This window comes from Sorangium sp. So ce145 (assembly GCF_051525985.1).
Lineage (GTDB): Bacteria > Myxococcota_A > Polyangia > Polyangiales > Polyangiaceae > Sorangium > Sorangium cellulosum_B.
In genome coordinates this window covers 3316036-3337056 of the sequence record NZ_CP150315.1, presented here as the reverse complement: position 1 = coordinate 3337056, position 21021 = coordinate 3316036, and the positions used below count along the sequence as shown (strand labels likewise).

Below are 21021 nucleotides of genomic sequence, written 5' to 3'. Positions count from 1 at the left end.
GGCGGAGCGACGAGCCGTTCGCGGAGGCGATTTCGTGTGAGAGGGCCGGCTCGTGATCCGCAAGGTCCTCTTTCCCAACCGCGGTGAGATCGCCGTGCGAGTCCTCCGATCGCTGCATGAGGCCGGCCTCCAGGGCATCGTCGTCTGCAGCGACGCAGGCGGCGACAACCTCCATGTCCGCCTCGCGAGCGCGTCGTACGCCATCGGCCCCGCGCCTGCGGTCGAGAGCCACCTCCGCTTCGACCGGATCTGCCGCGTCACCAGGCGTTCCGGGGCAGGCGCCATCCATCTCGTGCACGGAAAACCGCGAGTTCGAGGAAGCATGCGAGCGGACGTCGTCGGGGTGCCTCGTCGCCGAGGAGGCGTGGGTCGCAACGCGGCGTGACACATCGCAGCGCACGCCATCCGCGACCCGCCGAGGACGTCCTCGGCAGGTCGTAACCGGTCGTAACAGGTCGTAACAGGTCGTAACCGAGCGGGTCGTCGACAACGCGCAGCACCCTACGCAGCGCGTTGTCCCAAAGTCCCCTCGCTCAGGCCTCGGTCAATGCTATTCTACCGCCAACTTTCGGCCGGGGTGGAGGTGCGATGGGACGCGAGGCGAAGGGCCAGAAGGACCCGCTTGGGTCCGTCGCGATGCTCCCGTCGATCGAGGTCCGAGCCCACGAGCCTCCTTCTGCGACAGGCAGGCCGGCGACGCAGCGCGCGGGCGAGCGGGCGAACGACGCCGCCGTGACGCCTTTCCCACGGGCCCGGTGGTTCGACGCGACCGCTCCCGACATGAGGCCGGCGGGGGGCACGGACACCCGGCGGCGCTGGGCGATCCCGCTCTTCCTGGCCGCGCTCGTGCTGGTCGTGACGGCGCGCGGCTTGATATTCCGTGCGCTGTTGCCGGTCGCGCTCGTGACGGCGGCGGTCGCGCTGCTCGCGCGGGGACGGCGGCAGCTCGTGCCCCCTCCGCAGGTGAGCCGGCGCGGGCTGAGCCTCGAGGGCGATCAGCTGCTGCTTCGAAGCCAGAGCAGCGCTGCGCAGCACGTGCTGCTCACCACCCGCGAGCGGTTCGGCGTCACGCTCCTCGCGACGCCGCGCCGGGATCGTATCGTCGCCCTGCTCAGCTCCAGCGCCGGGATGTCTTCCATCGGGGCCGGCTTCGACGGCCCCTCGCGGCGCACCTTCGCCGCGCTGCTCGACCACGCGTCCGTCGTGGGCTCCGACGAGGTCGGGCTCGAGGCGATCGGCCCGGACGGCGAGCCGATCTCGCTCAGCCCCGCGGCGCTCGCCGCGCTCCTCGAGGAGCTCACGCTGCGCTCTCCTGGGTGCCTCGAGCGCTTCCTCCTGACCGACGCGCGCGGCGCCGCCCTCGGCCTCGACAGCCGCGAGCTCCGCGCCGGCGGCCGCGTCTTCGATCTGACGGCGCCGCTCGAGTGGCGCGCGTTCGTGTTCCAGGAGGCGCTCGGGCAGGCGATCGCGGTGTACCAGGGAACGTGGGTACGCCAGGGTACCAACGAGATCTCCCTCGTCTGTCTGCTCCCCGCGATGACGCCGCCGCTCGACGGGCTGGGGACATCGCTCGGCCCGCTCGATCGCGGCGCGCTCCGTGACCTCCGGCTGATGCAAGGCATACCGGAGAGCCCGCCGCCCGCCGATCAGCGCGTCGCCATCGATCGCCTGCTGATGGTCCCGATCCGATCCGCGCTGGACAAGGCGCCCCGGCCCGCCGCGCAGGCGCCGCGCGCGCGCGCATGACGCATCCACCGTGAACCCAGCGCCAGGGTTGTCCTGATGGGTCGACGAGACGGCGCGCCAGGGCTGACCTGACGGAGCGAAGAGACAGCGCGCGGGCATCGTGCTTCGCTTGACTCCCGCGCGCGGGCACGGGTAAACCGCGCTCGGTATCCAGGCGATTTCGAGTCACCACGTCCCACACGACATCCGGAGGCGATCCATGGCCGTCGATATCCAGAAACTGTTCAACGAGGAGCTGCCCGCTGCGCTGGTGAAGCATTCGGACGCGGCCAAGCAGATCGGCGGGAAGTACCAGATCAACGTGACGGGCGAGGGCGGCGGCGAGTGGCTGATCGACCTGTCCGACAGCGGGCCCAAGCTCTCCTCGGGCAACCCTGGCAACGCGGATGTCACGATCTCGCTCAGCAGCGAGGATTTCCAGAAGCTGCACGAGAACCCGCAGGCCAACTCGATGCAGCTCTTCTTCGCGGGCAAGCTGAAGGTCACGGGCAACCAGATGCTCGCGATGAAGCTCCCGAAGCTGTTCCAGCTCAACGCGGGCTGATCCAGGCGCCGGCGGAGATCCGGCGAGCCCGCCGCGCCGCCGCGCGCGCCACGGGGGCTGACGGCTCGCTTGTGGATCGCAGCCCCTGCATCCGCCGCAGCCAACCTCGGGTGCCTTCTGCGCGCGGCGCGCCCTTCGCTCATCATTCCTCGATACGCTCGATCCCTCGACGGATCTCGCGCAACGACAGGAAAGCCGCCGTGCGCCCTCTCACCGACACGCGCGTCCTCGATCTTTCGAGGCTCTTGCCAGGCCCCTTCGCGACCCTCGTGCTCGCGGATCTCGGCGCGACGGTGGACAAGATCGAGGACGTCGCCGGCGGGGACTTCCTGCGCCAGCTCCCCCCGCAGATCGCCGGAGAATCCGCGGCGTTCCAGCTCTTGAACCGCGGCAAGCGCAGCGCCCTGCTCGATCTGAAGGCGCCTGAGGGTCGCGACGCCTTCCGCCGGCTCGTCGCCGGCTACGACGTGCTCTTCGACCAGTTCCGCCCGGGGGTGCTCGATCGGCTCGGGCTCGGTCACGCGGCGCTGCGCGCGGACAACCCGCGGCTCATCGTCTGCGCGCTGACCGGCTACGGTCAGACGGGCGCCCTGTCGGCGCGCGCGGGGCACGATCTGAACTACATCGCGCGCGCGGGGGTCCTCGGCGCGCAGGGGCCCGCCGAGGGGCCGCCGCAGGTGCCGGGCTTCCAGGTCGCCGACATGAGCGGCGGGATGTGGTGCGTGATCGCCATCCTCGCCGCGCTGCGCGAGCGGGAGCGGACCGGGCAGGGCGCGGTGCTCGACATCGCCATGACCGACGGCGTGCTCGGCTTCGCCCTTCCCACGCTCGCCGCCGCGCTCGCGCGCGGGGGAGAAGCGGCCGGGGAGACGGCGCGCGCGGCGGGCGGCGCGCCGCTCACCGGCGGGCTCGCGCCGTACAACACCTACCTCTCGAAGGACGGGCACGCGATGGCCCTCGCCGCGCTGGAGCCGAAGTTCTGGGCCTCGTTCTGCGAGGGTGCCGGGCTCGATCCCGACCCGAGCGCGCTCGTCCCCGGGCCGCACCAGGCCGAGCTCAAGCGCAAGCTGGCCGCCGTCGTTCGGGAGAGGACGCGCGCCGAGTGGGAGACCTTCGCCGCCGAGCGCGACTGCTGCCTCGAGCCGGTCCTCGATCCGCGGAGCGCCGCGGCGGATCCCCACCTCGCCTCGCGCGATCTCCTGTTCGAGATCGCCTCGCCGCGCGGCCGGATCCCCCAGCTGAGGACGCCGGTCACGCCGGCGGGCGCCGCGTTCGCGCCGGCGCCTCGGGCCGGCGAGCACACGCGCGCCGTGCTCCGCGACGCGGGCTTCTCGGAAGGGGACATCGACGCGCTGATCCGCGCTGGCGCGGCGCGGGAGGCGCGCTGACGGCCTCCGTTCGCGAGCGCGCCGCGCGCCACGTGCCACGTGCCACGTGCCACGTGCCACGTCGAAAGATGCGCGCGGCGCGCCGGCGGCGGGGACCGAGCTCCTGCTTCGCGTCAGATCTTCTTCAGCTCGTCGACGAACTCCCAGTCGGCGATGAGGTGCTTCTTGAGCATCAGCGACAGGAGCGCGGCGAACATCGCCTCCCAGCGCACGTTGTTGCCGAGGATCTCGCTCGCGTCGGCGCCGTGGGACACCGCGCGCAGCGCGGAGACCAGATCGCGCGCGGTGAGGCCCGAGTCGTCCGCCGTGGGAGGAGGAGGCGGCTCGGACTGCGCGGTGGCGCGGGGGGACGGGGCTTCTTTTCGCTGCTGCTGCGGCTGCTGCTGGGATTTGGACCCGCGCGCGGGGAGCGTGATCGTCGTCCCGTCGAGCAGGGTGAGCGAGACCATCCGCCGGCGACCGCGGCCTTGCGGCGCGGGGATGTTGCGCACCTCGCGCTCGCTCGGGGGCTCGTCGCCGTAGTCGGGCACGCTCTCCGGGACGGTGCGCGCCGCAGCGCTGGCGCGTCCGAGCACCGCGCCGAGGAGGGCCGCGGCTGGCGTGCTCGACGTCGGCGCCCCGTCCATGCTCGGCGCCGCGTCGGCGGCGGACGCCGCGACGGGCCCCGGTGCGGAGCTCGGGCGCATCGTCTTCCGGCGCTCCGGCTGCGCTGCCTGCGCCTGCGTGGACTGCGCCTGCGCCGCCTGCGTGGACTGCGCCTGCGCCGCCTGCGTGAACTGCGCCTGCGCTGGCTGCGCAGGTTGCGCGGGCTGCGCGGATCGTGCCGCCTGCGCCGCCGCGAGCAGCTCGGGCGTCGGCGCGACCTTCAACGTCGGCCGCGAGCGCTCGTCCGGTCGGCCGCGGATCTGCCGCTCCTCCGGGGAGCTGCGGGCTTCCTTGGCCGCGGGGCGAGGCGCTTCCCACGCCAGCTCGTCATCCATGACGCCCACGTCGGAGGGGTCGACGTCGGAGGTCTCGATCGCCGGCCCCGCGTCCTCGACCAGCCGCGCCCCGGATCGCATGGCGGGCCTGGTGAGCAGCAAGGGCTCCGGCGTCGATGGCGTCAGCGGCGTGTCCTCCGCGTGGCGCGCGGTCTCGGGCGCTCCGGAGAGCTCGGACGAAGGCGGCGGGTCGGCGGGGCGCGCCCGCGACTGCGGCTCGCTCACCTGGGCCTGCTTCGCGGGCGCGGGCGGCGGCGCCGAGCGGGCGCGCGCTCCGTAATAGACGCGGATGGCGTTCCGGATGTCGCTCGGCGGAGCGATCATCGCGCGCACGGGCAGGCCGGAGAACGCCATGCACTCCTTCATGCCGTCCTCGTTCGTCGGATCGTCCATCGCGACGTACAGCGTTTCGCCCTGGTTGCGGACGTGACGAACGTAGATCGGGACGAGGCAGTAGCGCTCGGCCACGTCGTGCGGGACGAGGTTGAGCAGCTGCCGCGAGAACTCGATGTGCAGGAGCGACACCCAGGGGACGGCGAGCTGGTGCGACAGGATCTGCGTCAGCTGGGTTTCGTTGATGAGCCCTTGCTCGACAAGGAGCGTCCCCAGCCGCCGGCCATCCGTGCGCTGCTGCTCCAGGGTCCTCTCGAGGGCGTCCTGGGTGATCATCCGCGCGTCGACCAGGAGCTGACCGAGACGTAGGCGAGGCGTAACCATCGCGCCCGAGGTTACCCCAAGAAGGATCCAGGACCTAACAGACGGCTGGACGAGCCTCCCCGCCCCCTCCAGACGGCGCCCCCTCGGGCCGAGGGAGACCTCGACTCCAATCGCTATCCCGAACGTGGTAAGGTCCCGCGCGTGTCCACAGTGGTCTGCCCGCAATGCGCGAATCCGTGCGAGCAGGCGCACAAATTCTGCCCGGTGTGCGGCTTCCCGATCTCGGAGTTCAACCGGACGTCCGACGATCCGCTGATCGGGACGACGCTCCCTGGCAACTACGTGATCCTGGAGCTCGTCGGGGTGGGCGGCATGGGCCGCGTGTACAGGGCCGAGCAGAAGGCCCTGGGGCGCACCGTGGCCGTCAAGATCATCCATCCCCACCTGCTCGGCGACGAGAGCGCGTCGGTCCGGTTCATCACCGAAGCGCGCGCCGCGAGCCGCCTCAACCACCCGAACTCGGTCGGGGTCATCGACTTCGGTAAGAACGGCGGGCAGCTCTACCTCGTCATGGAGTTCCTGCGCGGGCGCGACCTCGCCCGCGTCGTCTACGAGGACGGCCCGCTCCCGTTCCGCCGCATCGTCGACATCCTCTGCCAGGTGCTCGCCGCGCTCGCCGAGGCGCACCACCTCGGCATCATCCACCGCGATCTCAAGCCCGAGAACATCGTGCTCGAGCCGATGCGCTCGGGCGGCGATTTCGTGAAGGTCGTCGACTTCGGCCTCGCGAAGCTGAAGGGGGAGGTCGCGACGACGAACATCACGAGCCCCGGCATCGTCTGCGGGACCCCGGACTACATGGCCCCGGAGCAGGGGCGCGGCGATCCGATCGACGCGCGGAGCGACCTCTACGCGTGCGGCGTCATCCTGTTCCAGCTGCTGACCGGCCGGCTCCCGTTCGAGGCGGAATCGCCGACGCAGGTGGTGCTGATGCACCTCTCCTTGCCGCCGCCCGATCCCGCCCTGCTCGCGCCGGAGCGCGAGATCCCCGAGCCGCTCGTCGAGGTCACGCTCCGGGCGCTCGAGAAGGACGCCGCGCGGCGCTACCAGTCGGCGGACGAGTTCGCGGCGGCGCTGCGCGCGGCGCTCGGGACGTTCGACACCCCCTCGGGGCGCTTCTCGTTCGCCGACGCGACCGTCATCTGCGGCTCGTGCCGGGCCATCGTGCCGCGCGGCCAGAAGTTCTGCGGCGAGTGCGGCGCCAGGATCGCGCAGGCCCACTCGCCCGCCCCTGCGCCGCGCGCGGCGCCCCAGGCCGCCCGGCGCGATCGCGCCCCCTCGGCCCCCCCGCTCCCGCTCCCGTTCGCGGCGCGCGAGGACGACCTCGCGTGGCTCGACACCTGCCTCGCCGACGTCGAGGGCTCGGTCGTCGCCGCGCGCATCGTCGGCGAGCACGGCGTCGGCAAGACCCGGCTCCTCCGCGAGTTCCTCGACGTCGCCGCGAGCCGGGGCGACATCGTCATCCAGACCGGCCCGGACCCGTGGGGCGCGGAGGTCGGCTACTACGCGCTCCGCTGGGCGATCGCCGGGCTCGCCGAGCTCCCGCCCGACGGCGGCAACGCGTCGAACTGGAGCGGCGCGACGCCGGAGGCGCGGCGCGGGCTGCTCGAGATCTTCGGCAAGGGCGACCGCGGGAGCGACGTGCGCAGGCACGCCTGGAACAAGCCGACGGCGGGGGGCCTCTCGCCCGACGATCGCCGCTTCATCGCCGCGGAGGCCCTGCGCTGGGCGCTCTCTCGCGCGCAGCAGACCGCCTTCCCGCACCGGGTCCTGCTCGCGATCGACGACCTGCACGCCGTCGACGGCGCGAGCCGGAACGCGTTCACCGACGTGATCGCGGAGCCGCCGCTCGCGGCGCTGCTCATCGTCGCCAGCCACACCCCGGGCTTCGAGCCCGAGTGGGGCGGCGCCGTGCGCGCGCTCGGCGGCCTTCCGAAGGACATCGCGCTCTCGCTCCTCCGCGGCAGCGTGGGCCTGGACCACCGCGCCGCCCGCAAGACGCCCCCGAGCATGGGCGGCCTGCGGCTGTCGCCGCGGCGCGACCCGTTGGACGGCGCCGCGGCGGATCAAACCCCGCTGGCCCTGCCGGCGAGCGCGGCGACGCCGGCCGTCCTCGGCGGCGAGGCCGCGACGGTGCCGCCGCTCTACATCGACCAGCTGGTCCGCTACACGCTCGAGGGGGGCAGCGATCCGCCCGCGCGGATGGCCGACCTCGTCGCCGCGCGGATCGAGCGGCTGCCGCAGGACGCGCGCCGCACGCTGCAGGCGCTCGCCGTCATCGGCGACGCGGCGGACCGGTCCACGCTGCAGCGTCTGCTCCCGGACATCCGCGCCTTCGACGACCTGCTCGGCAAGCTCGCGGCGGCGGGCATGATCGAGGAGCACTCGAGCGGCATCCGCACGGCGCACCCGCTGCTCCGCGACGTGACGCTCGCGACGATCCCGGCCGGCGTCCGGCGCGATCTGCACGCCAAGGCGACGTTCGACAGCGCGGGCGACCCGCTCGCGCTGCCGCTCGAGGTGCAGGCGATCCACGCCTACCACGCGCAGAACGCGTTCGTCGCGCTGATGCTCCTCGAGCAGGCGGCGGACCGCTCCGCCGCGCGCGGGGACAGCGCCGGCAGCGTGCTCGCGCTGCGCCGCGGCCTCGATCTGGCGCGGCGGGAGATCTTCCGGGGCGAGCTCGACGATCCGGTGCGCGCCGTCCTGATCTTCAGCCGGAAGCTCGGCGAGGCGCTCGCGCGCGCCGGCGATCTGACCGACGCCGACGGCGTGCTGCGCGAGGCGCTCGACCTCGCCGGCCCAGGCGGGCCTGATCGCGCGCTCGTCTTGGGCGCGCTGGCGCACGTGGCGCACCAGCGCGAGCGCACGGGCGAGGCGTCGATGTACCTCCGCGAGGCGATGGACCTCGCCCGGCAAGGCGCCGACAGCGACGTGGTGCAGTCGCTCGACAAGATGCGGCGCGAGTGGATGGCGCGCTGAGCGAGAGACGGTGAACGACGAGGAACGATCGCGAGGGGCCGGTTCGCCGGCGAACGCAGCGGCGTCGCCGCCGCGCGCGCCGTTCATCGCGCGGTGGGACCTCGACAAGACCTACCTCCGGACCGACTTCGACACGCTGCGCGACCTCGTGCGGACCGCGATCGAGCGGCCGGATCAGAAGCGCACCGTGCCGGGCGCGGGGTCGCTCCTGCGCGAGCTCGGCCGCGCGGGCGTCGAGACCCACATCCTCTCGGGCAGCCCGGAGCAGCTCCGCTCCCGCATCGAGCAGAAGCTGCGGCTCGACGGCGCGCGCTGGGCGTCGCTCACGCTGAAGCCCAACCTGCAGAACATCCTCCGGCTGCGCTTCCGCGCGCTGCGCGGGCAGCTCGGCTACAAGCTGCCCGCGCTGCTCCAGCGGCGCTGCGAGCTCGCGGATCAGCGCGACCAGAGCGGCGCGCTCATCCGCGAGGTGCTGCTCGGGGACGACGCGGAGGCCGACGCGTTCGTCTACTCGCTGTACGCGGACGTCTGCGAGGGCCGGGTCACCCCGCTGGAGCTCGGCGAGGTGATGCGGCTCGGGCACGCCTACGACGACACCATCGTCGATGCGATCCGGTTCGCGAGCTACGTCGAGAAGGGCCCCGTCGTCGAGCGCATCCTGATCCACCTCGACCGCCAGTCCTCGCCCTCGGATTTCCGGATCTTCGGCGACCGGGTCGTCCCCTTCTACAACTACCTGCAGGCGGCGTTCGTCCTCCACGAGGACGGCCGGATCGCGGCGCACGCCGTGCTCCGCGTCGCGCAGTCGCTGGTCGTCGCCCACAACTTCGACAGCGTCGCGCTCGCGCGGAGCTACGTCGATCTGTCGCGCCGCGGGCACGTCTCCGGCAAGGGCATCGCGTCCCTCGCGGCCGCCTACGGCGAGCTCGCGCAGCGCAGGGCCGCGGGCGCGAGCGATCTCGGCGCGATGGTCGCGGAGCTCACGCGGCTCTGCAGCGATCTGCGCCCCGCCGTGAGCCGGCCGCACGCGGACATCGACTACCGCGCGCTCGCCGCCGGCCACAACCGCCGCTCGAAGCGCGGCCGCTGACAGCGGGCGTGCGAGGTGGCCGCGCCTGCCACGGCGTCGGCGCGGACGGGGCGCCGCCGCGGCGACGCCCTCGCGCTCACAGCCAGGCGTTGTTGAGGATCTCGCCGACGCCGCCGGCGCCCGGGACGATGTACTGGATGCTGTTCAGGCCGCGCTCCTCGTCCCAGTGCGTGCCCGGCTCGGTCTTGAGGACGCGCGCCGGCGAGAGGCCGCGATCGAGCCGGAGCGCGTAGATGATGGCGTCCGGGTGCGCCTCGGTGACGCGGCGGATGTACTCGGGCGTCACGATGAGGTGCATGGCGATGCACTTGGCCGGCCGCCCCTCGAGCGCGGTCTTGTAGTACGTCATGGCGCTGACCATGGACGAGCCGGTGGCGCCCATCGGATCGGGGAAGAGCACGTGGCGCCCCTCGACGTCGCGGCCGATCTTGGCGTCGTGCCAGGTCGCGCCGACGACCTCGCCCTGCTCGTTCGTCTGCCGGCTCATGAACAGGTGATCCTGCCGGACCAGCGCGGGGTCGAGGACCTCGTTCAAGAGCTCGTAGACGACCTGGGAGGGCATCGTCCCGGCGCGCGCGATGCCCACGGTGACGGCCTTGGTCGCGCGCGACAGCGCGGCGCCGCGATACACGGCCTCCGGGTGGGAGGAGATCATCCGGGTCGGGATGTCGACGCGCGCGCGCCCCAGCTCGGCGGCGAGGACGGCGCGCGCCAGGTTCTGGTAGAGAACCCCGACGAGGCGCCCGACGTCGGGCTGGACCGTCTCCGGGGAGCAGGCTCGAGCCAGCAGAGTCCATGCGAGCGGGTCATCGAGCAGGTGCACGCACGGACCGTACCGATGGGCGATTTCGGGGGGCCGGAATCGACTCTCAGCGTACGCAACGTCGACCATCGTTTTTCTGTTACACTACCTGGCCCGGCGCGGGGTATTCCTCCGGGTGCGCGCCGGTGCTCTCCCCGGGAGCGGAGTGGTTTCGAAGCGATGAGGGCGCCCGCCCAGCGGGCTGTCCCGGTGGACTTGCAAAGGAAGGGATGTTCGGTGGATAGCGACCTTGCCGAGTCGGTTACGGCGCTCAAGGATGCCTTTGTCCGAAGAGGCATCCCTGCGAGGTTCGGAAAGGCGGCTCCAGCGGCTGTGGAAGAGCTGCGCAAGACGCTGCGGGTGCCCGCGAGGTACCGCGCTTTCCTGCAGGAGGCCGACCCGCTCGACGTCGAGACGGTGACCCCGGTCGAGCGTGTACGCCTCATCCCCTCCGAGAAGCTCGCGGCCGAGCAGCAAGCGAACGGCGGCGACAGCTCCCTCGCGGGCTGGCGCAAGAGCTGGATCCTCATCGCCCGCAGCGCCCTGCTGGGAGATCCCTATTTCCTCGACATCTCGAAGCTCGACGCCGAGGGGGACTGCCCCGTGTTCACCTGTATGACGGGGACCGAGTCGCTCAAGCCGGAGCTCTGCGCGTCGAGCTTCCAGCAGTTCTTGCGCATCCTCGCTACCTCGATGGAGGTCGCGTCCGGCTTCGGAGAGAGCGGCCTCGACGACGACGACGAGGCCATCTTCCGCGAGGCGCTCGCGCCGAAGATCAAGACCATCGACTCCGCGGCGCTCCGCGCGGGCCACTGGACCTGACGTAACCTCCACGGCGCGCTGCTCGCCGGGCGCGCCGCGGATCGAGCTGACCGCGCCATGGCCAGGTGCCTCGTATGCAACGCCGAGAACCCCGGCTCCGCCCGGTTCTGTGTGGCGTGCGGCGCGTCGCTGACCGCGAAGGAGGCGGGCGCCGGCGCGGCGACCTCGGCGCCTCCTGCGCCCGGCCCGCGGACGACCGTCCCTGGGCAGCCGCTGCTGGGCGCGCTGGTGCCCGAGGATCCGGCGCACAGGGCCAGCCTCTCGGACCTCGCGGCCGGCGGTGCGAACGGGCCCGCGGCGAACGTCCACGCGCCTCACATCGTCCCCGCGCCGCTGGCGGGCTCGCTGCCGCGGCGCGCGCCGGGCGGCCACCTGCCGGCGGGGACGCTCGTCGATCAGAAGTACGTGGTCGAGCGGGTGCTCGGCGAGGGCGGCATGGGCGTCGTCTACCTCGCTCGGGACGTCCACACCGGCCTGCACGTGGTGCTGAAGGCGGTGCGCCAGGAGCTCGGGCACCGGCCGGACGTGCGCGCGCGGACGCTCGCCGAGGGCCGCGCGCTCGCGCAGATCGATCATCCGAACGTCGTCCACCTGAAGGCGGTGGTGGCGGAGCGAGACGACCTCTGGCTCGTCATGCAGTACATCGACGGCGAGAGCCTCGAGCAGACGCTCGCCAGGTACGCCGAGGAGCGCCGGCGGATGCCCCTGCCCGAGGCGCTCTCGATCTTCCGCCAGATCGCCTCCGGCATCGCGGCCGCGCACCGCGAGGGGGTGATCCACCGCGATCTCAAGCCGGCGAACGTGCTCATCCGCGGCAAGGACGGCGTCGCGAAGGTCACCGACTTCGGCATCGCCAAGGCCGAGGCGGACGCGCTCGCGGGGCGCGGGCTGACCAAGGGGATCATCGGCTCGCTCTATTACATGTCGCCGGAGCAGGTCCTCGGGCGCCGCGACCTCGACAAGCGGGTGGACATCTACGCGCTGGGCGTCGTGCTCTACGAGATGCTCGTGGGTCAGGTGCCGTTCGACGCCGAGAGCGACATCGAGATCATGCGGCAGCACGCGGAGGCGCCGCTCCCCCTGGTCAGCGCCGTGCGTCACGACGTCCCTCCGGCGCTCGACGCCTTCCTCCAGAAGGCGTGCGCCAAGGAACGGGCGGATCGCTTTGCCAGCTGCGAGGAGCTGCTCGCCGCGCTCGACGCGATCGCCCACCCTGCGCCTGCCGCGGCCGCCGCGCCGCTCGGCGCGTCGAGCCGCCCGCCGCCGCCCGCGGCCACGACGGTCGACGAGGTCCGCGAGGGGCTGCGGTCGCCGTCGGGCGCCGCGCTGGCCAGCGGGCCTGCGGGGTCGCAACGCCCGCGCGGCTCGTGGCTCGCGATCGGCGCCGGGGCCCTCGTGATGTTCGGCGGGGCCGCCGCGTTGCTCGGGCTGGGCGTGCTCGACAGGCCGCGCGAGGGTCGCCGGCGGGCCGTCTCGTCGAGAGAGCAGCGCCCGGCGGCCAGCGCGAGCAGCACCACCCCGGCGGCGAGCGCGGAGCAGCCGCAGCCGTCGCCGCTCGCCAGCCTGACCGGCCTGTGGGTCGGCAACGGGCGCGAGCTCGAGGCCGTCCTTGCCGGCGAGTCGCTCGAGTTCCGGGTCCGCCGCCCGGAGCAGTTCGCGCCTCAGGACTATGCCGAGGGCGAGGCCCGCTTCTCGCTGCGCGAGATAGCCGGCGAGACCGGGGTGTTCGCCGTCGAGGACCGGCTCCGCTTCATCGCCCCCGAGTCGCGCAAGTTCGATCCGGCCCGCTCCAGGGGCACCTGCCAGGACGTCCGCAGCGCGGTGGAGGGCCACCCCCTGCGCGCGAGCTTCGACGGGGCCCGCCTGAGCGTCGAGTTCGCGAAGATCGAGCCTTCCACGAGCAATTTCGTGGTGGAGCGCGGCAAGGTCGTCAGCTGCGTCGGCCTCAGCGCCCTCCCCGCCACGCGCGTCGTGAGCACGCTGTCGAGGATGTGAGGCGCAGGCGCTGAATCCCGCCCGGCAACGCGCGTCGCCGAGCGGGTGAGCCTCGCTCAAAGTCCACCCACGGCGGGCACCGGCTGCGGCTTTCCGGCGTGGATGACCGCGCAGCGGACGGTCGTCGACGAGGTCGGCGCGCTCGCCCGCCCGCCGCCCAGGACGAGCGTGCCGAAGATGTTGCGCGCCGCCGCATCGACCTCCGCGGCGCCGCGCGGCGGCACGGGGTTCCCGCTCGCGTCGAACACCGTCACCGCCTGCACGACGCCGCGGGCGATCTCGCCCTCCGGGAAGGACATCATCACCGTGGCGCGAACGTAGGCCGAGGCCCCCTCGACGATCCCGAAGCTGTACGGCTTCTTCGCGAAGGCGCCGCAGAAGCCGCTCGTGCCCATGCCGCCGTCGGGCCCGTAGTTCGCCGACGCCCACTGCCCGACGTTGACCGTGAGCCCGCTCTCCCCCGAGCCCTGCGCGTACTGGACGCACTGCGCGAGCGCGGGATCCCACATCGCGCCCGTCGGGCAGCGCCCGACCTTCGCGCACGCCTGGCCGGTCCAGACCTCGTCGCGCGCGCAGGTCTGCGAGAGCGGTACGCACGCGGCGGTCGGACCGTCGACGATGAGCTCCTGGCCAGGTGGGCACCCGAGCTTCTGCCCGGCGCCGACCGCGACGCCGATGTTGGTCGCCACCTGCTCGCGCGACACGCAGTAGCCCGTGCTCTGGTCGATCTCGTCGCCGGGCCGGCAGCGATCGGGAACGCACCCGCCGGCCTCGTAGTGGCGACCCACGCCGCAGTAGGCGTTCGCCGCCTGGGGCGTGAGGCACTGGCCCGCGACCGAGAGGTAGCCCTTCAGGCACCGGCAGCGGTTCTGCTTCGTGTCGAAGCCGGCGCCGTCGCTGCACGACGAGATCGAGCAGCGGCAGCTGCTGCCCTGGCAGATCTTGAGGAAGCAGGAGTTCTCCGGGCAACCGACGAGCACGGCAGGCGCCAGCGCGAGGAGCACGACCGAGAGCGCGGTGGAGGCGAGACCAAACGAGCCGGACCGCATCGGGCGACCCTACTCGATCCGCTCAGGCCGGGGAACTCGGGGAGCGACGCGCGGCAGCCGCCGCGATGCGCTGCCGCGGCCGCGATGCACTGCCGCAGCGCGCGCCGCGATTGCAGCGGCGCGGCCGACGTACCAGCGGCCGGGGTGGTGTGGTAGGGGGTGTCGCCGTCCACGCGGAGATTCCACCGCGCCGGTCCAACTCAAGCCATGCTGCCCATCTACATCGAAGGTTCGCCTCAGTTCGAGTCCACCCTGTCAGCCCTGCGCACCCGCGGCACGGGCGACCTCGCGAACGTCACGCCGGCCGTGACCGAGATCATCGACAACGTGCGGCGCGGGGGGACGTCCGCCGTGCTCAGCTACATCGAGAAGTTCGAGCGGAGGACGTCGAAGGCGCTCGTCCGCCACGCAGGCCCCGAGGCGGAGGGCGGCTTCGGCGGAGCCGAGGCGCTCGCGAGGCTCTCGCCGGAGGTCCGCGCCGCGCTCGAGACCGCGGCAGCGAGGATCGCGCGTTACCATGAGCGGCAGCGCGACGCGGGCGATCTCGGCCCCGCGAACGTGACGGCGAACGGGCCCGCGCTGCAGGCCGGCTTCAGCTACGAGGAGGAGGGCGTCCTGCTGGGCATGCGGGTGCGCCCGCTGCGCCGGGTCGGCGTCTACGCGCCGGGCGGCAAGGCCCGCTACCCCTCCAGCGTGCTCATGTCGGCCATCCCCGCGCGCATCGCCGGCGTGCGGGAGATCGTCCTCGCGAGCCCGTCGGCCGACGACGCCACGCTCGCCGCGGCGCACCTCTCCGGCGTGACGACCCTGCTCGACTCGGGCGGCGCGCAGGCGATCGCGGCCATGGCCTACGGGCTCCCGGAGCTCGCGCCGGTCGACAAGATCGTGGGGCCCGGCAACGCGTACGTCGCGTGCGCGAAGAAGCTGGTCTTCGGGGACGTGTCGATCGACGGCATCACCGGGCCGAGCGAGATCCTCGCGCTCGCCGACGAATCCGCGGATCCCCGGCTCGTCGCCGCCGATCTGCTCTCGCAGGCCGAGCATGACGAGGCGTCCTACGCCCTGCTCGCGACGACCTCCGCGAAGCTGGCGGAGGCGGTCGCCCGCGAGCTCGACGCGGCGCTCCCCGAGCTCACGCGGCGCGCGATCGTGCAGGCGTCGCTCTCGACGCACGCGGCGGCGCTGGTCGTCGGCTCGCGCGCTCGCCTCGCCGAGATCGCCGATCAGCTCGCGGTCGAGCACGTGGCCTTCCACGTCGCCGACGCCGAGGGGTTGTTCTCGGAGATCGGCACGCTCGGCGCCGCGTTGCTCGGCGACCTCACCCCGGTCGCCGCGGGCGACTACCTCGCGGGGCCGTCCCACGTCCTCCCGACCGGCGGCTCAGCCCGCTTCGGCGCGCCGCTCGGGGTCTACGACTTCGTGACGCGCGCGAGCCTCATCCGGTACTCGAGCGCGGCGCTCCGGGCGCAAGGCCCGATCATCGAGAAGCTGGCCCTGGCCGAGGGCCTGCAGGCGCACGCCCGCGCCGTGTCGCTCCGCCTCGCGAGCAAGGCGACCGACCCCGCGAAGCGCGGCGCGTCGCAGTCCTGACGCCGCGCTGCCGCCCGGCGCGCCGCGCCCTCGGGAGCGCGGCGCGCGAGGGCGCGCTGTCGACCGCGCTCCCCTGACCTATCGAGCTCGGTTCAGCCGAGCGCCGCGCGCGCCGCCGCGATCGGCCGCCTTGCGCGGCCTCGCGACGCCGTGCGCCCACCGGCTCACTCGGCGCGGAGGTAGCCCGCGTTGATCATCTTCAACACGGACTGCGCGGTCTCCAGATCCGTCGCGGGGCTCTTGTTGAGGACCATCGCGAGGTGCCCGTGGTTGAAGACGACCTGGAGGACGTCGAGATCGACGGGCGAGAGATCGCGGAGCTGCGGCTTGAGCGGCTGGGGGATGACCAGGCGCGCCGACAGGTCCGGGAGCTGGTGGCGGATGTTGTTCAGCTCGTCGATCTGCCGGAGCCCCTCCATGAGGAGCTCCTGCACCGTCGCGCTGATCTCGCCGGTCATGACCCGCTCCTCGGCCGCCTCGAGGTCGAACGTCCCGCCGGCCCAGGTGAGGATCCGGTAGACGCTCTTCAGCGGCGGGACGTCGGTCAGATCGTTGATGGTCGCAAAGGTCACGATGCCCTTGCGCAGGTAGATCTTGCCGACGTCGTCGTCGGAGCGGACCACGAGGACGCCGCTCTTCTTCGATGTGCCGAAGAGCTGCAGCAGATCCGGGAGCGGGATCTCGTCGATCGACCCGGACATCGACCGGGTCTGACCGCTCCTCAGCGATGGCTCGTCCATCCGTTTCCGCGCCGGCGGCGCGCCCGGGTCGGTGGAGACGACCTTGAGGATGCTGGTGCCGATGAGCACCCGATCGCCCTCCTTCAGGGTCGTCTTCTTGATCTTCTCGCCGTTGACGAACGTCCCGTTCGTCGAGCCGAGATCCTCGATCACAATCGACTGTTCGGTGCAGGCAATCCGGGCATGGCGCCGGGAGACCATGTCCTCGACGAGGACCATGTCGAGGTCGCTGGAGCGACCCACGACGATCTCCTGCTGCTCCCCGAGGGGGAATTCGCCGCCTTGGTACTTCCCGGAGATGAAGCGCAACGCTAGTTGCCGCGTTGCCGACACCTTGGGAGCGTGGTTATCCATCGCAGGGAGTAAAAACCTTCGTGCGCTTACGAGAGCGCCAGCAGGGGGCAAAGCTTAGTTTCACCGAGCAAAGGTGGTCAAGAGATCCGGTCCGTTCTTTCAAATGAGTCGGCTCGTCCGATCCTGACGCATCGCGCCGGCCCCCCTCCCTCGGCCGCCACAGGGGCCGCGGGGGTAGGGGCCAACGTACTCGGCGCACGCAAGTGTATCCAATTTGAAGGAAAGAGGGCGATTGGCTCCGTCGAAACGGTCGGCACCGCCGGTTTCGGGGGCCCGCTGGCCCCGGACGGTGCGCCGGGCCGCCTCAGCGAGGAATCCTGCGGGCGCTCGGCTCATTGCCCTTGCTTTCGAGCCCGGCATGTTGAACGGCCTCGGCGTGAGCTCCCAAGCGACGCGACCCCCCCTCCCCGCAGGCGATCCGCTGGGCACGCACCGCGTGCTCGATCCACCGGGGGCCATGCCGCAGCCGGCAGAGCGGCTGGACGCCGACGCCTCGCGCCACTTCGAGACCGAGATCGTCGTCGATGTGCAGACGCTGAACATCGACGCCGCGAGCTTCCGCCAGATGGAGGAGGCCTCCGGCGGCAGCCCGGACGGCGTGGCCCAGCTCGTCCTCGAGACGGTGGCGCGCCGGGGCAAGCAGCACAACCCGGTCACCGGCTCGGGCGGCATGCTGCTCGGCGTCGTGCGTCGGGTCGGCTCGCTCGCCGAGCACCGCGGCGTCGCCGTCGGCGATCGCGTCGCGACGCTCGCGTCGCTCTCGCTCACGCCGCTCTCGCTCCGCCGGATCATCGCCGTGCGGCCCGCGTCCGCGCAGATCGACGTCGAGGGCACCGCGATCCTCTTCGGGTCGGCGCCGCTCGCCCGGATGCCGACCGACATGCCCGAGCGGCTCGCCCTCGCGCTGCTCGACGTCGCCGGCGCGGCGCCTCAGGTGGCGCGCCTCGCCGGCCCGCGCGACAGCGTCGTGGTGCTCGGCGCGGGCGGAAAATCGGGCCTCCTGTGCGCGGCCGAGGCGCGGCGCTGCGTCGGCCGCGCCGGGCGCGTCATCGGGATCGAGGCGTCGCCGGGGCTCGCCGCCGATCTGCGCTCGCTCGCGATCTGCGACCACGTCGCGGTCCTCGACGCGCGCGACCCCCTCGCCGTGCGCGACGCCGTGCTGCCGTTCACCGGCGACGCGGGCGCCGACCTCACGCTCTCGTGCGTGAACGTCCCAGGCGTGGAGCTCAGCGCGATCGTCGCCACGCGCGATCGCGGCAAGACGTACTTCTTCGCGATGAGCACGAGCTTCACCGCCGCCGCCCTGGGGGCCGAGGGGATCGGCAAGGATGTGGATCTCTACATCGGCAACGGTTACGCGCACGGACACGCCGAGCACACGCTCGCGCTCGTGCGCGAGCATCCCGCGCTCGAGCGGCTCATGACCTCGCGCTACGGCTGAGCGCCCTGCCCGACGCAACGCGACGCGCGGAGCGCGCACGCGCCCAGATGACGCGGCCGCTTCCCGGGCACACCGGCCTCAGCCGGGCCGCTCCTGAGGGGCCGGCTCGGCGGGCGCCAGCGCCGCGGGCGATGGCTGCGGCGCGCTCAGCTTGTCGACGGCGGCGGGGAGGATCACGGCGAAGGTGCTCCCCTTCCCCTCGTACGACCGGACCTCGATGCGGCCGCCGGCGCTCTGCGCGATGCGCTGGCTGATGGACAGGCCGAGCCCGGTCCCCTTGTCCTTCGTCGTGAAGAACGGCAGGAAGATGTTCGCGAGCACCTTCTGGGAGATCCCGGGGCCGTTGTCTGTGACGTTGAGCTCGACGAACGGCTCGTCCGAGCCCGAGCCGGGCCGCGTGCCGCGGCCGAAGCGGACGCGCGTCGAGATCACCACCTTGCCCCGGCCCTTCATGGCCTGAACGGCGTTGCGGAACAGGTTCATCAGCACCTGCCGCAGCTGCTCTGGATCGATGGCGACGCGGGGGAGGCCGGGATCGAGCGTGACCTCGACCTCGAGCTGATCGTTCCTGCGCTCGATCGAGAGCACCTGCAGAGTGCGGCGCACGATCGCGTTCACGTCGGTCGGGACGACCGAGCCCTGCGCCGGCCGCGCCAGATCGAGCACCGAGCCCACGACGCGATCGAGCCGATCGACCTCCTCGAGGATGATCCCGAGGAACTCGCGCGACGCCGCGTCGATCTGCGCTTCCGGCACGGGATCGGCGAGCAGCTGCGCCGCCCCCTTGATCGCGCCGAGCGGGTTCCTGATCTCGTGCGCGAGCCCGGCCGCCATCTGGCCGAGGAGCGCGAGCCGGTCGCGCTCCTTCATCTGCGCGTAGAGCCGCGAGTTCTCCAGCACGACGCCGATCTGCGCGGCGAGCGTCTCGAGCAGGGTCAGCTCCTCGGGCGAGAACGCGTCGCGCACGCGCGTGTCCGCCACGACCAGGAGCCCGATCGGCTCGCCCTGCTCGTCGCGCGCGCACAGCACCACGCCCGAGCAGAGGCTGCCGAGCACCTCGGCCGCCGCGAGCACCGCGTCCTCGGGGACCTGGGGCCGCACCTCCGTCCGCCGCGCGAAGTTGCCGTCGTCGTCCGCGTCGCTCTGGCTGCGGCGCGCCCGCCGCTCGCGCGCCTCCCGCTCCAGCTCCTCCATCGCGAGCGGCCCGCGATCGAGGCGATCGAGCAGCGCCCTCGCGGTCGCCACCTCGATCCGCTCGGGGACCCGCGGCCCGAGCGAGGCGAGCCGGTCGAAGCCCGTCCCGTCCTGATCGCGCAGGTAGAGCGCCGCCCCCGTGACCCGGCGCGACTGCTCGAGCGCGCTCATCACGATCGAGCCCATCTCGTCCACCTCGAGCGTGTGCACGAGGCGCCGCCGGGCCTCCGCGAGCGAGCGGTCGAGATCGAACCGCTCCCGCAAGAAGAGGCGCTGGAGCTGCTCCTCGACGCGCTCCCGCAGCGGGTCGAACAGCACCAGGATGACGATCGCGGCGAGCACCGCGTTCAGGTACATCGTGTTGAAGCCGCCGATGAACGTGAGCAGGAGATAGAAGATCAGCGCGATCAGGAACGCGACCGCCGTGGCGACGAGCAGGCGCGCGAGCATCTCGTAGGCGTCGAGCAGGCGCTCGTGACGGAGGGCCTGGGCGAGGACGAACAGGAACACGATCGAGAGCGCCGCGCCCACGGGCGGCGGCTCCGCGCCGAGGAACCAGGCGAAGTCGGCGACGCTGGCGAGCCCGGCGAGCGCGCCGATCACCACGAGGAACCGCACGCGGCGCTGCGTCGCGCGCGAGGAGCTCTGCTTGCCGCGCTGGCCGAGCGTGTACAGCCCCGCGGTGAGCAGCGCGAAGACGTAGAGGAAAATGCAGCCGCGCGTGAGCCAGTCGAGCCACGAGCCCGGCTCCCGGCTCACCAGCACGAGGATGAACAGCGGGATGACGAGCACCCCCGCGAACCGGAGCAGCCGCGAGCGCCGATCCGGGTCATGGGGGATCATCGCCTCGAAGAGCTGCAGCGCGAACTGCGGGAGCAGCACGGCGAGGATCGCCGTGAAGCGCTCCCAGATCGAGGCCTGGAAGAAGCCGAAGAGCGACTGCGAGAGGTACCAGAGCCCGACGTCGGCGGCGAACGCGGCGAAGAAGAGGTGGACGCGGCGGACGCGACCTCGCAGCAGCGTCGACGCCGCGATGGCGAGGGCAAGGGCCCCGCAGACCAGGGTCGTCCGTGTGCGGAGATCGATCCCGAGCGGCGCCACGCGCGAAGGCTACCGCGGCGAGCCGCGCGGCGACCGCAAAACGCGCCGGGGAGCGGGGCCGGGCGGCGCCGGGGCGCGGACGCGCTCAGGCCGCCCGGGCGCGCGGCTCAGCGCGTCCCGTCGCTCTCGGAGGGAGCGGCGTCGCGTCTGTCCGCGCTGCTGGGGCTCCACGGGAGCGGGTCCGGGTTGCAGTGCTCCTGCGATCTCACCTCGATCGTCGTGGGCGCGCCGTCACCGCTGGACGGCGGCGCGACGTCGCGCGGCGGGAGCGACGCAGGCGCGACGAAGTCGGTGACGGGTACGACGACATCGCCGTCGGTGCCATCGCTCGCTCCGGACGCTTCTTCGGAGATCATCGGGTCGAGATCGCTCCACGCTTCGACGCTCTGCTCCTCGTGCTCTGGGGACGCGATCGCGCAGCCCGCCAGCAGCAGAGGCGCCGCGAGGCCCCCCGACAGCCAACTCCTCCAGCAACCTCGCATCACT

16 protein-coding genes are annotated in these 21021 nt (G+C 72.6%); 10 read left to right on the top strand and 6 right to left on the bottom strand.

Annotated features, from left to right (window positions below; all coding sequences use genetic code 11):
• Window positions 1-52: 52 nt before the first annotated feature.
• The 4 genes from WMF34_RS12825 to WMF34_RS12810 all read left to right on the top strand — a co-directional run bounded on the left by WMF34_RS12825 (window position 53) and on the right by WMF34_RS12810 (window position 3678).
• Entirely contained in the window at window positions 53-385 is a 333-nt protein-coding gene (locus WMF34_RS12825) for a biotin carboxylase N-terminal domain-containing protein (protein WP_044964734.1), read from the top strand.
• Window positions 386-588: 203 nt separating this feature from the next.
• On the top strand, window positions 589-1746 hold the full coding sequence (locus tag WMF34_RS12820; protein ID WP_437993461.1) for an IMP dehydrogenase: 1158 nt from the start codon (window positions 589-591) through the stop codon (window positions 1744-1746).
• Window positions 1747-1945: 199 nt separating this feature from the next.
• On the top strand, window positions 1946-2290 hold the full coding sequence (locus WMF34_RS12815; protein ID WP_012235105.1) for an SCP2 sterol-binding domain-containing protein: 345 nt from the start codon (window positions 1946-1948) through the stop codon (window positions 2288-2290).
• 200 nt (window positions 2291-2490) lie between these two features.
• Complete coding sequence (locus WMF34_RS12810; protein WP_437993460.1) at window positions 2491-3678, top strand: CaiB/BaiF CoA transferase family protein; 1188 nt, start codon at window positions 2491-2493, stop codon at window positions 3676-3678.
• Between the two features lie 113 nt (window positions 3679-3791).
• Here the strand turns inward: WMF34_RS12810 and WMF34_RS12805 are convergent, their stop codons facing one another.
• Window positions 3792-5375, bottom strand: a complete 1584-nt coding sequence (locus WMF34_RS12805; protein WP_437993459.1) for a hypothetical protein — start codon at window positions 5373-5375, stop codon at window positions 3792-3794.
• Window positions 5376-5516: 141 nt separating this feature from the next.
• On the opposite strand from WMF34_RS12805, the gene WMF34_RS12800 reads away from it, so the two are divergent.
• Both WMF34_RS12800 and WMF34_RS12795 read left to right on the top strand, forming a co-directional pair.
• Window positions 5517-8357 (top strand): serine/threonine-protein kinase, encoded by a 2841-nt coding sequence (locus WMF34_RS12800; RefSeq protein ID WP_012235102.1) that lies wholly within the window; start codon window positions 5517-5519, stop codon window positions 8355-8357.
• Window positions 8358-8367: 10 nt separating this feature from the next.
• Window positions 8368-9447 carry a hypothetical protein gene (locus WMF34_RS12795; protein WP_012235101.1) on the top strand — a complete coding sequence of 360 codons (1080 nt, stop codon included), beginning with the start codon at window positions 8368-8370 and terminating at the stop codon, window positions 9445-9447.
• A gap of 76 nt (window positions 9448-9523) precedes the next feature.
• On the opposite strand, the gene WMF34_RS12790 is transcribed toward WMF34_RS12795, so the two are convergent.
• Window positions 9524-10339: a uracil phosphoribosyltransferase gene (locus WMF34_RS12790; protein WP_012235100.1), complete on the bottom strand. Its 816-nt coding sequence runs from the start codon at window positions 10337-10339 to the stop codon at window positions 9524-9526.
• Window positions 10340-10582: 243 nt separating this feature from the next.
• Between WMF34_RS12790 and WMF34_RS12785 the strand changes: the two genes are divergently transcribed.
• Together WMF34_RS12785 and WMF34_RS12780 are read left to right on the top strand one after the other, a co-directional pair.
• Entirely contained in the window at window positions 10583-11071 is a 489-nt protein-coding gene (locus WMF34_RS12785; RefSeq protein ID WP_012235099.1) for an SMI1/KNR4 family protein, read from the top strand.
• 57 nt (window positions 11072-11128) lie between these two features.
• Window positions 11129-13066 carry a protein kinase domain-containing protein gene (locus WMF34_RS12780; RefSeq protein ID WP_437993458.1) on the top strand — a complete coding sequence of 646 codons (1938 nt, stop codon included), beginning with the start codon at window positions 11129-11131 and terminating at the stop codon, window positions 13064-13066.
• 56 nt (window positions 13067-13122) lie between these two features.
• Here WMF34_RS12780 and WMF34_RS12775 read toward each other — a convergent pair whose 3' ends face one another.
• Window positions 13123-14115 (bottom strand): hypothetical protein, encoded by a 993-nt coding sequence (locus tag WMF34_RS12775; RefSeq protein WP_012235097.1) that lies wholly within the window; start codon window positions 14113-14115, stop codon window positions 13123-13125.
• A 207-nt stretch (window positions 14116-14322) separates the two neighbouring features.
• On the opposite strand from WMF34_RS12775, the gene hisD reads away from it, so the two are divergent.
• Window positions 14323-15705 (top strand): histidinol dehydrogenase, encoded by a 1383-nt coding sequence (gene hisD / locus WMF34_RS12770; protein ID WP_437993457.1) that lies wholly within the window; start codon window positions 14323-14325, stop codon window positions 15703-15705.
• Between the two features lie 164 nt (window positions 15706-15869).
• On the opposite strand, the gene WMF34_RS12765 is transcribed toward hisD, so the two are convergent.
• On the bottom strand, window positions 15870-16799 hold the full coding sequence (locus tag WMF34_RS12765) for a DUF4388 domain-containing protein (protein ID WP_044964731.1): 930 nt from the start codon (window positions 16797-16799) through the stop codon (window positions 15870-15872).
• Between the two features lie 358 nt (window positions 16800-17157).
• On the opposite strand from WMF34_RS12765, the gene WMF34_RS12760 reads away from it, so the two are divergent.
• A complete protein-coding gene (locus WMF34_RS12760; RefSeq protein ID WP_437993456.1) occupies window positions 17158-18240 on the top strand; it encodes an L-erythro-3,5-diaminohexanoate dehydrogenase in 1083 nt (360 codons plus the stop codon).
• 78 nt (window positions 18241-18318) lie between these two features.
• Here WMF34_RS12760 and WMF34_RS12755 read toward each other — a convergent pair whose 3' ends face one another.
• A complete protein-coding gene (locus tag WMF34_RS12755; protein WP_437993455.1) occupies window positions 18319-20535 on the bottom strand; it encodes an ATP-binding protein in 2217 nt (738 codons plus the stop codon).
• A gap of 107 nt (window positions 20536-20642) precedes the next feature.
• The gene (locus tag WMF34_RS12750; RefSeq protein ID WP_437993454.1) at window positions 20643-21017 is read right to left on the bottom strand and encodes a hypothetical protein; all 375 of its coding nucleotides are present in this window, start codon (window positions 21015-21017) and stop codon (window positions 20643-20645) included.
• Window positions 21018-21021: the final 4 nt, after the last annotated feature.

Excerpts from the sequence above, each read along its gene's own strand:
- WMF34_RS12750 (WP_437993454.1), bottom strand. The coding sequence starts at position 21,017 with ATGCGAGGTTGCTGGAGGAGTTGGCTGTCGGGGGGCCTCGCGGCGCCT.
- WMF34_RS12780 (WP_437993458.1), top strand. The coding sequence starts at position 11,129 with ATGGCCAGGTGCCTCGTATGCAACGCCGAGAACCCCGGCTCCGCCCGG.
- WMF34_RS12790 (WP_012235100.1), bottom strand. The coding sequence starts at position 10,339 with ATGGTCGACGTTGCGTACGCTGAGAGTCGATTCCGGCCCCCCGAAATC.
- WMF34_RS12815 (WP_012235105.1), top strand. The coding sequence starts at position 1,946 with ATGGCCGTCGATATCCAGAAACTGTTCAACGAGGAGCTGCCCGCTGCG.
- hisD (WP_437993457.1), top strand. The coding sequence starts at position 14,323 with ATGCTGCCCATCTACATCGAAGGTTCGCCTCAGTTCGAGTCCACCCTG.
- WMF34_RS12775 (WP_012235097.1), bottom strand. The coding sequence starts at position 14,115 with ATGCGGTCCGGCTCGTTTGGTCTCGCCTCCACCGCGCTCTCGGTCGTG.
- WMF34_RS12820 (WP_437993461.1), top strand. The coding sequence starts at position 589 with ATGGGACGCGAGGCGAAGGGCCAGAAGGACCCGCTTGGGTCCGTCGCG.
- WMF34_RS12760 (WP_437993456.1), top strand. The coding sequence starts at position 17,158 with ATGTTGAACGGCCTCGGCGTGAGCTCCCAAGCGACGCGACCCCCCCTC.
- WMF34_RS12805 (WP_437993459.1), bottom strand. The coding sequence starts at position 5,375 with ATGGTTACGCCTCGCCTACGTCTCGGTCAGCTCCTGGTCGACGCGCGG.
- WMF34_RS12765 (WP_044964731.1), bottom strand. The coding sequence starts at position 16,799 with ATGGATAACCACGCTCCCAAGGTGTCGGCAACGCGGCAACTAGCGTTG.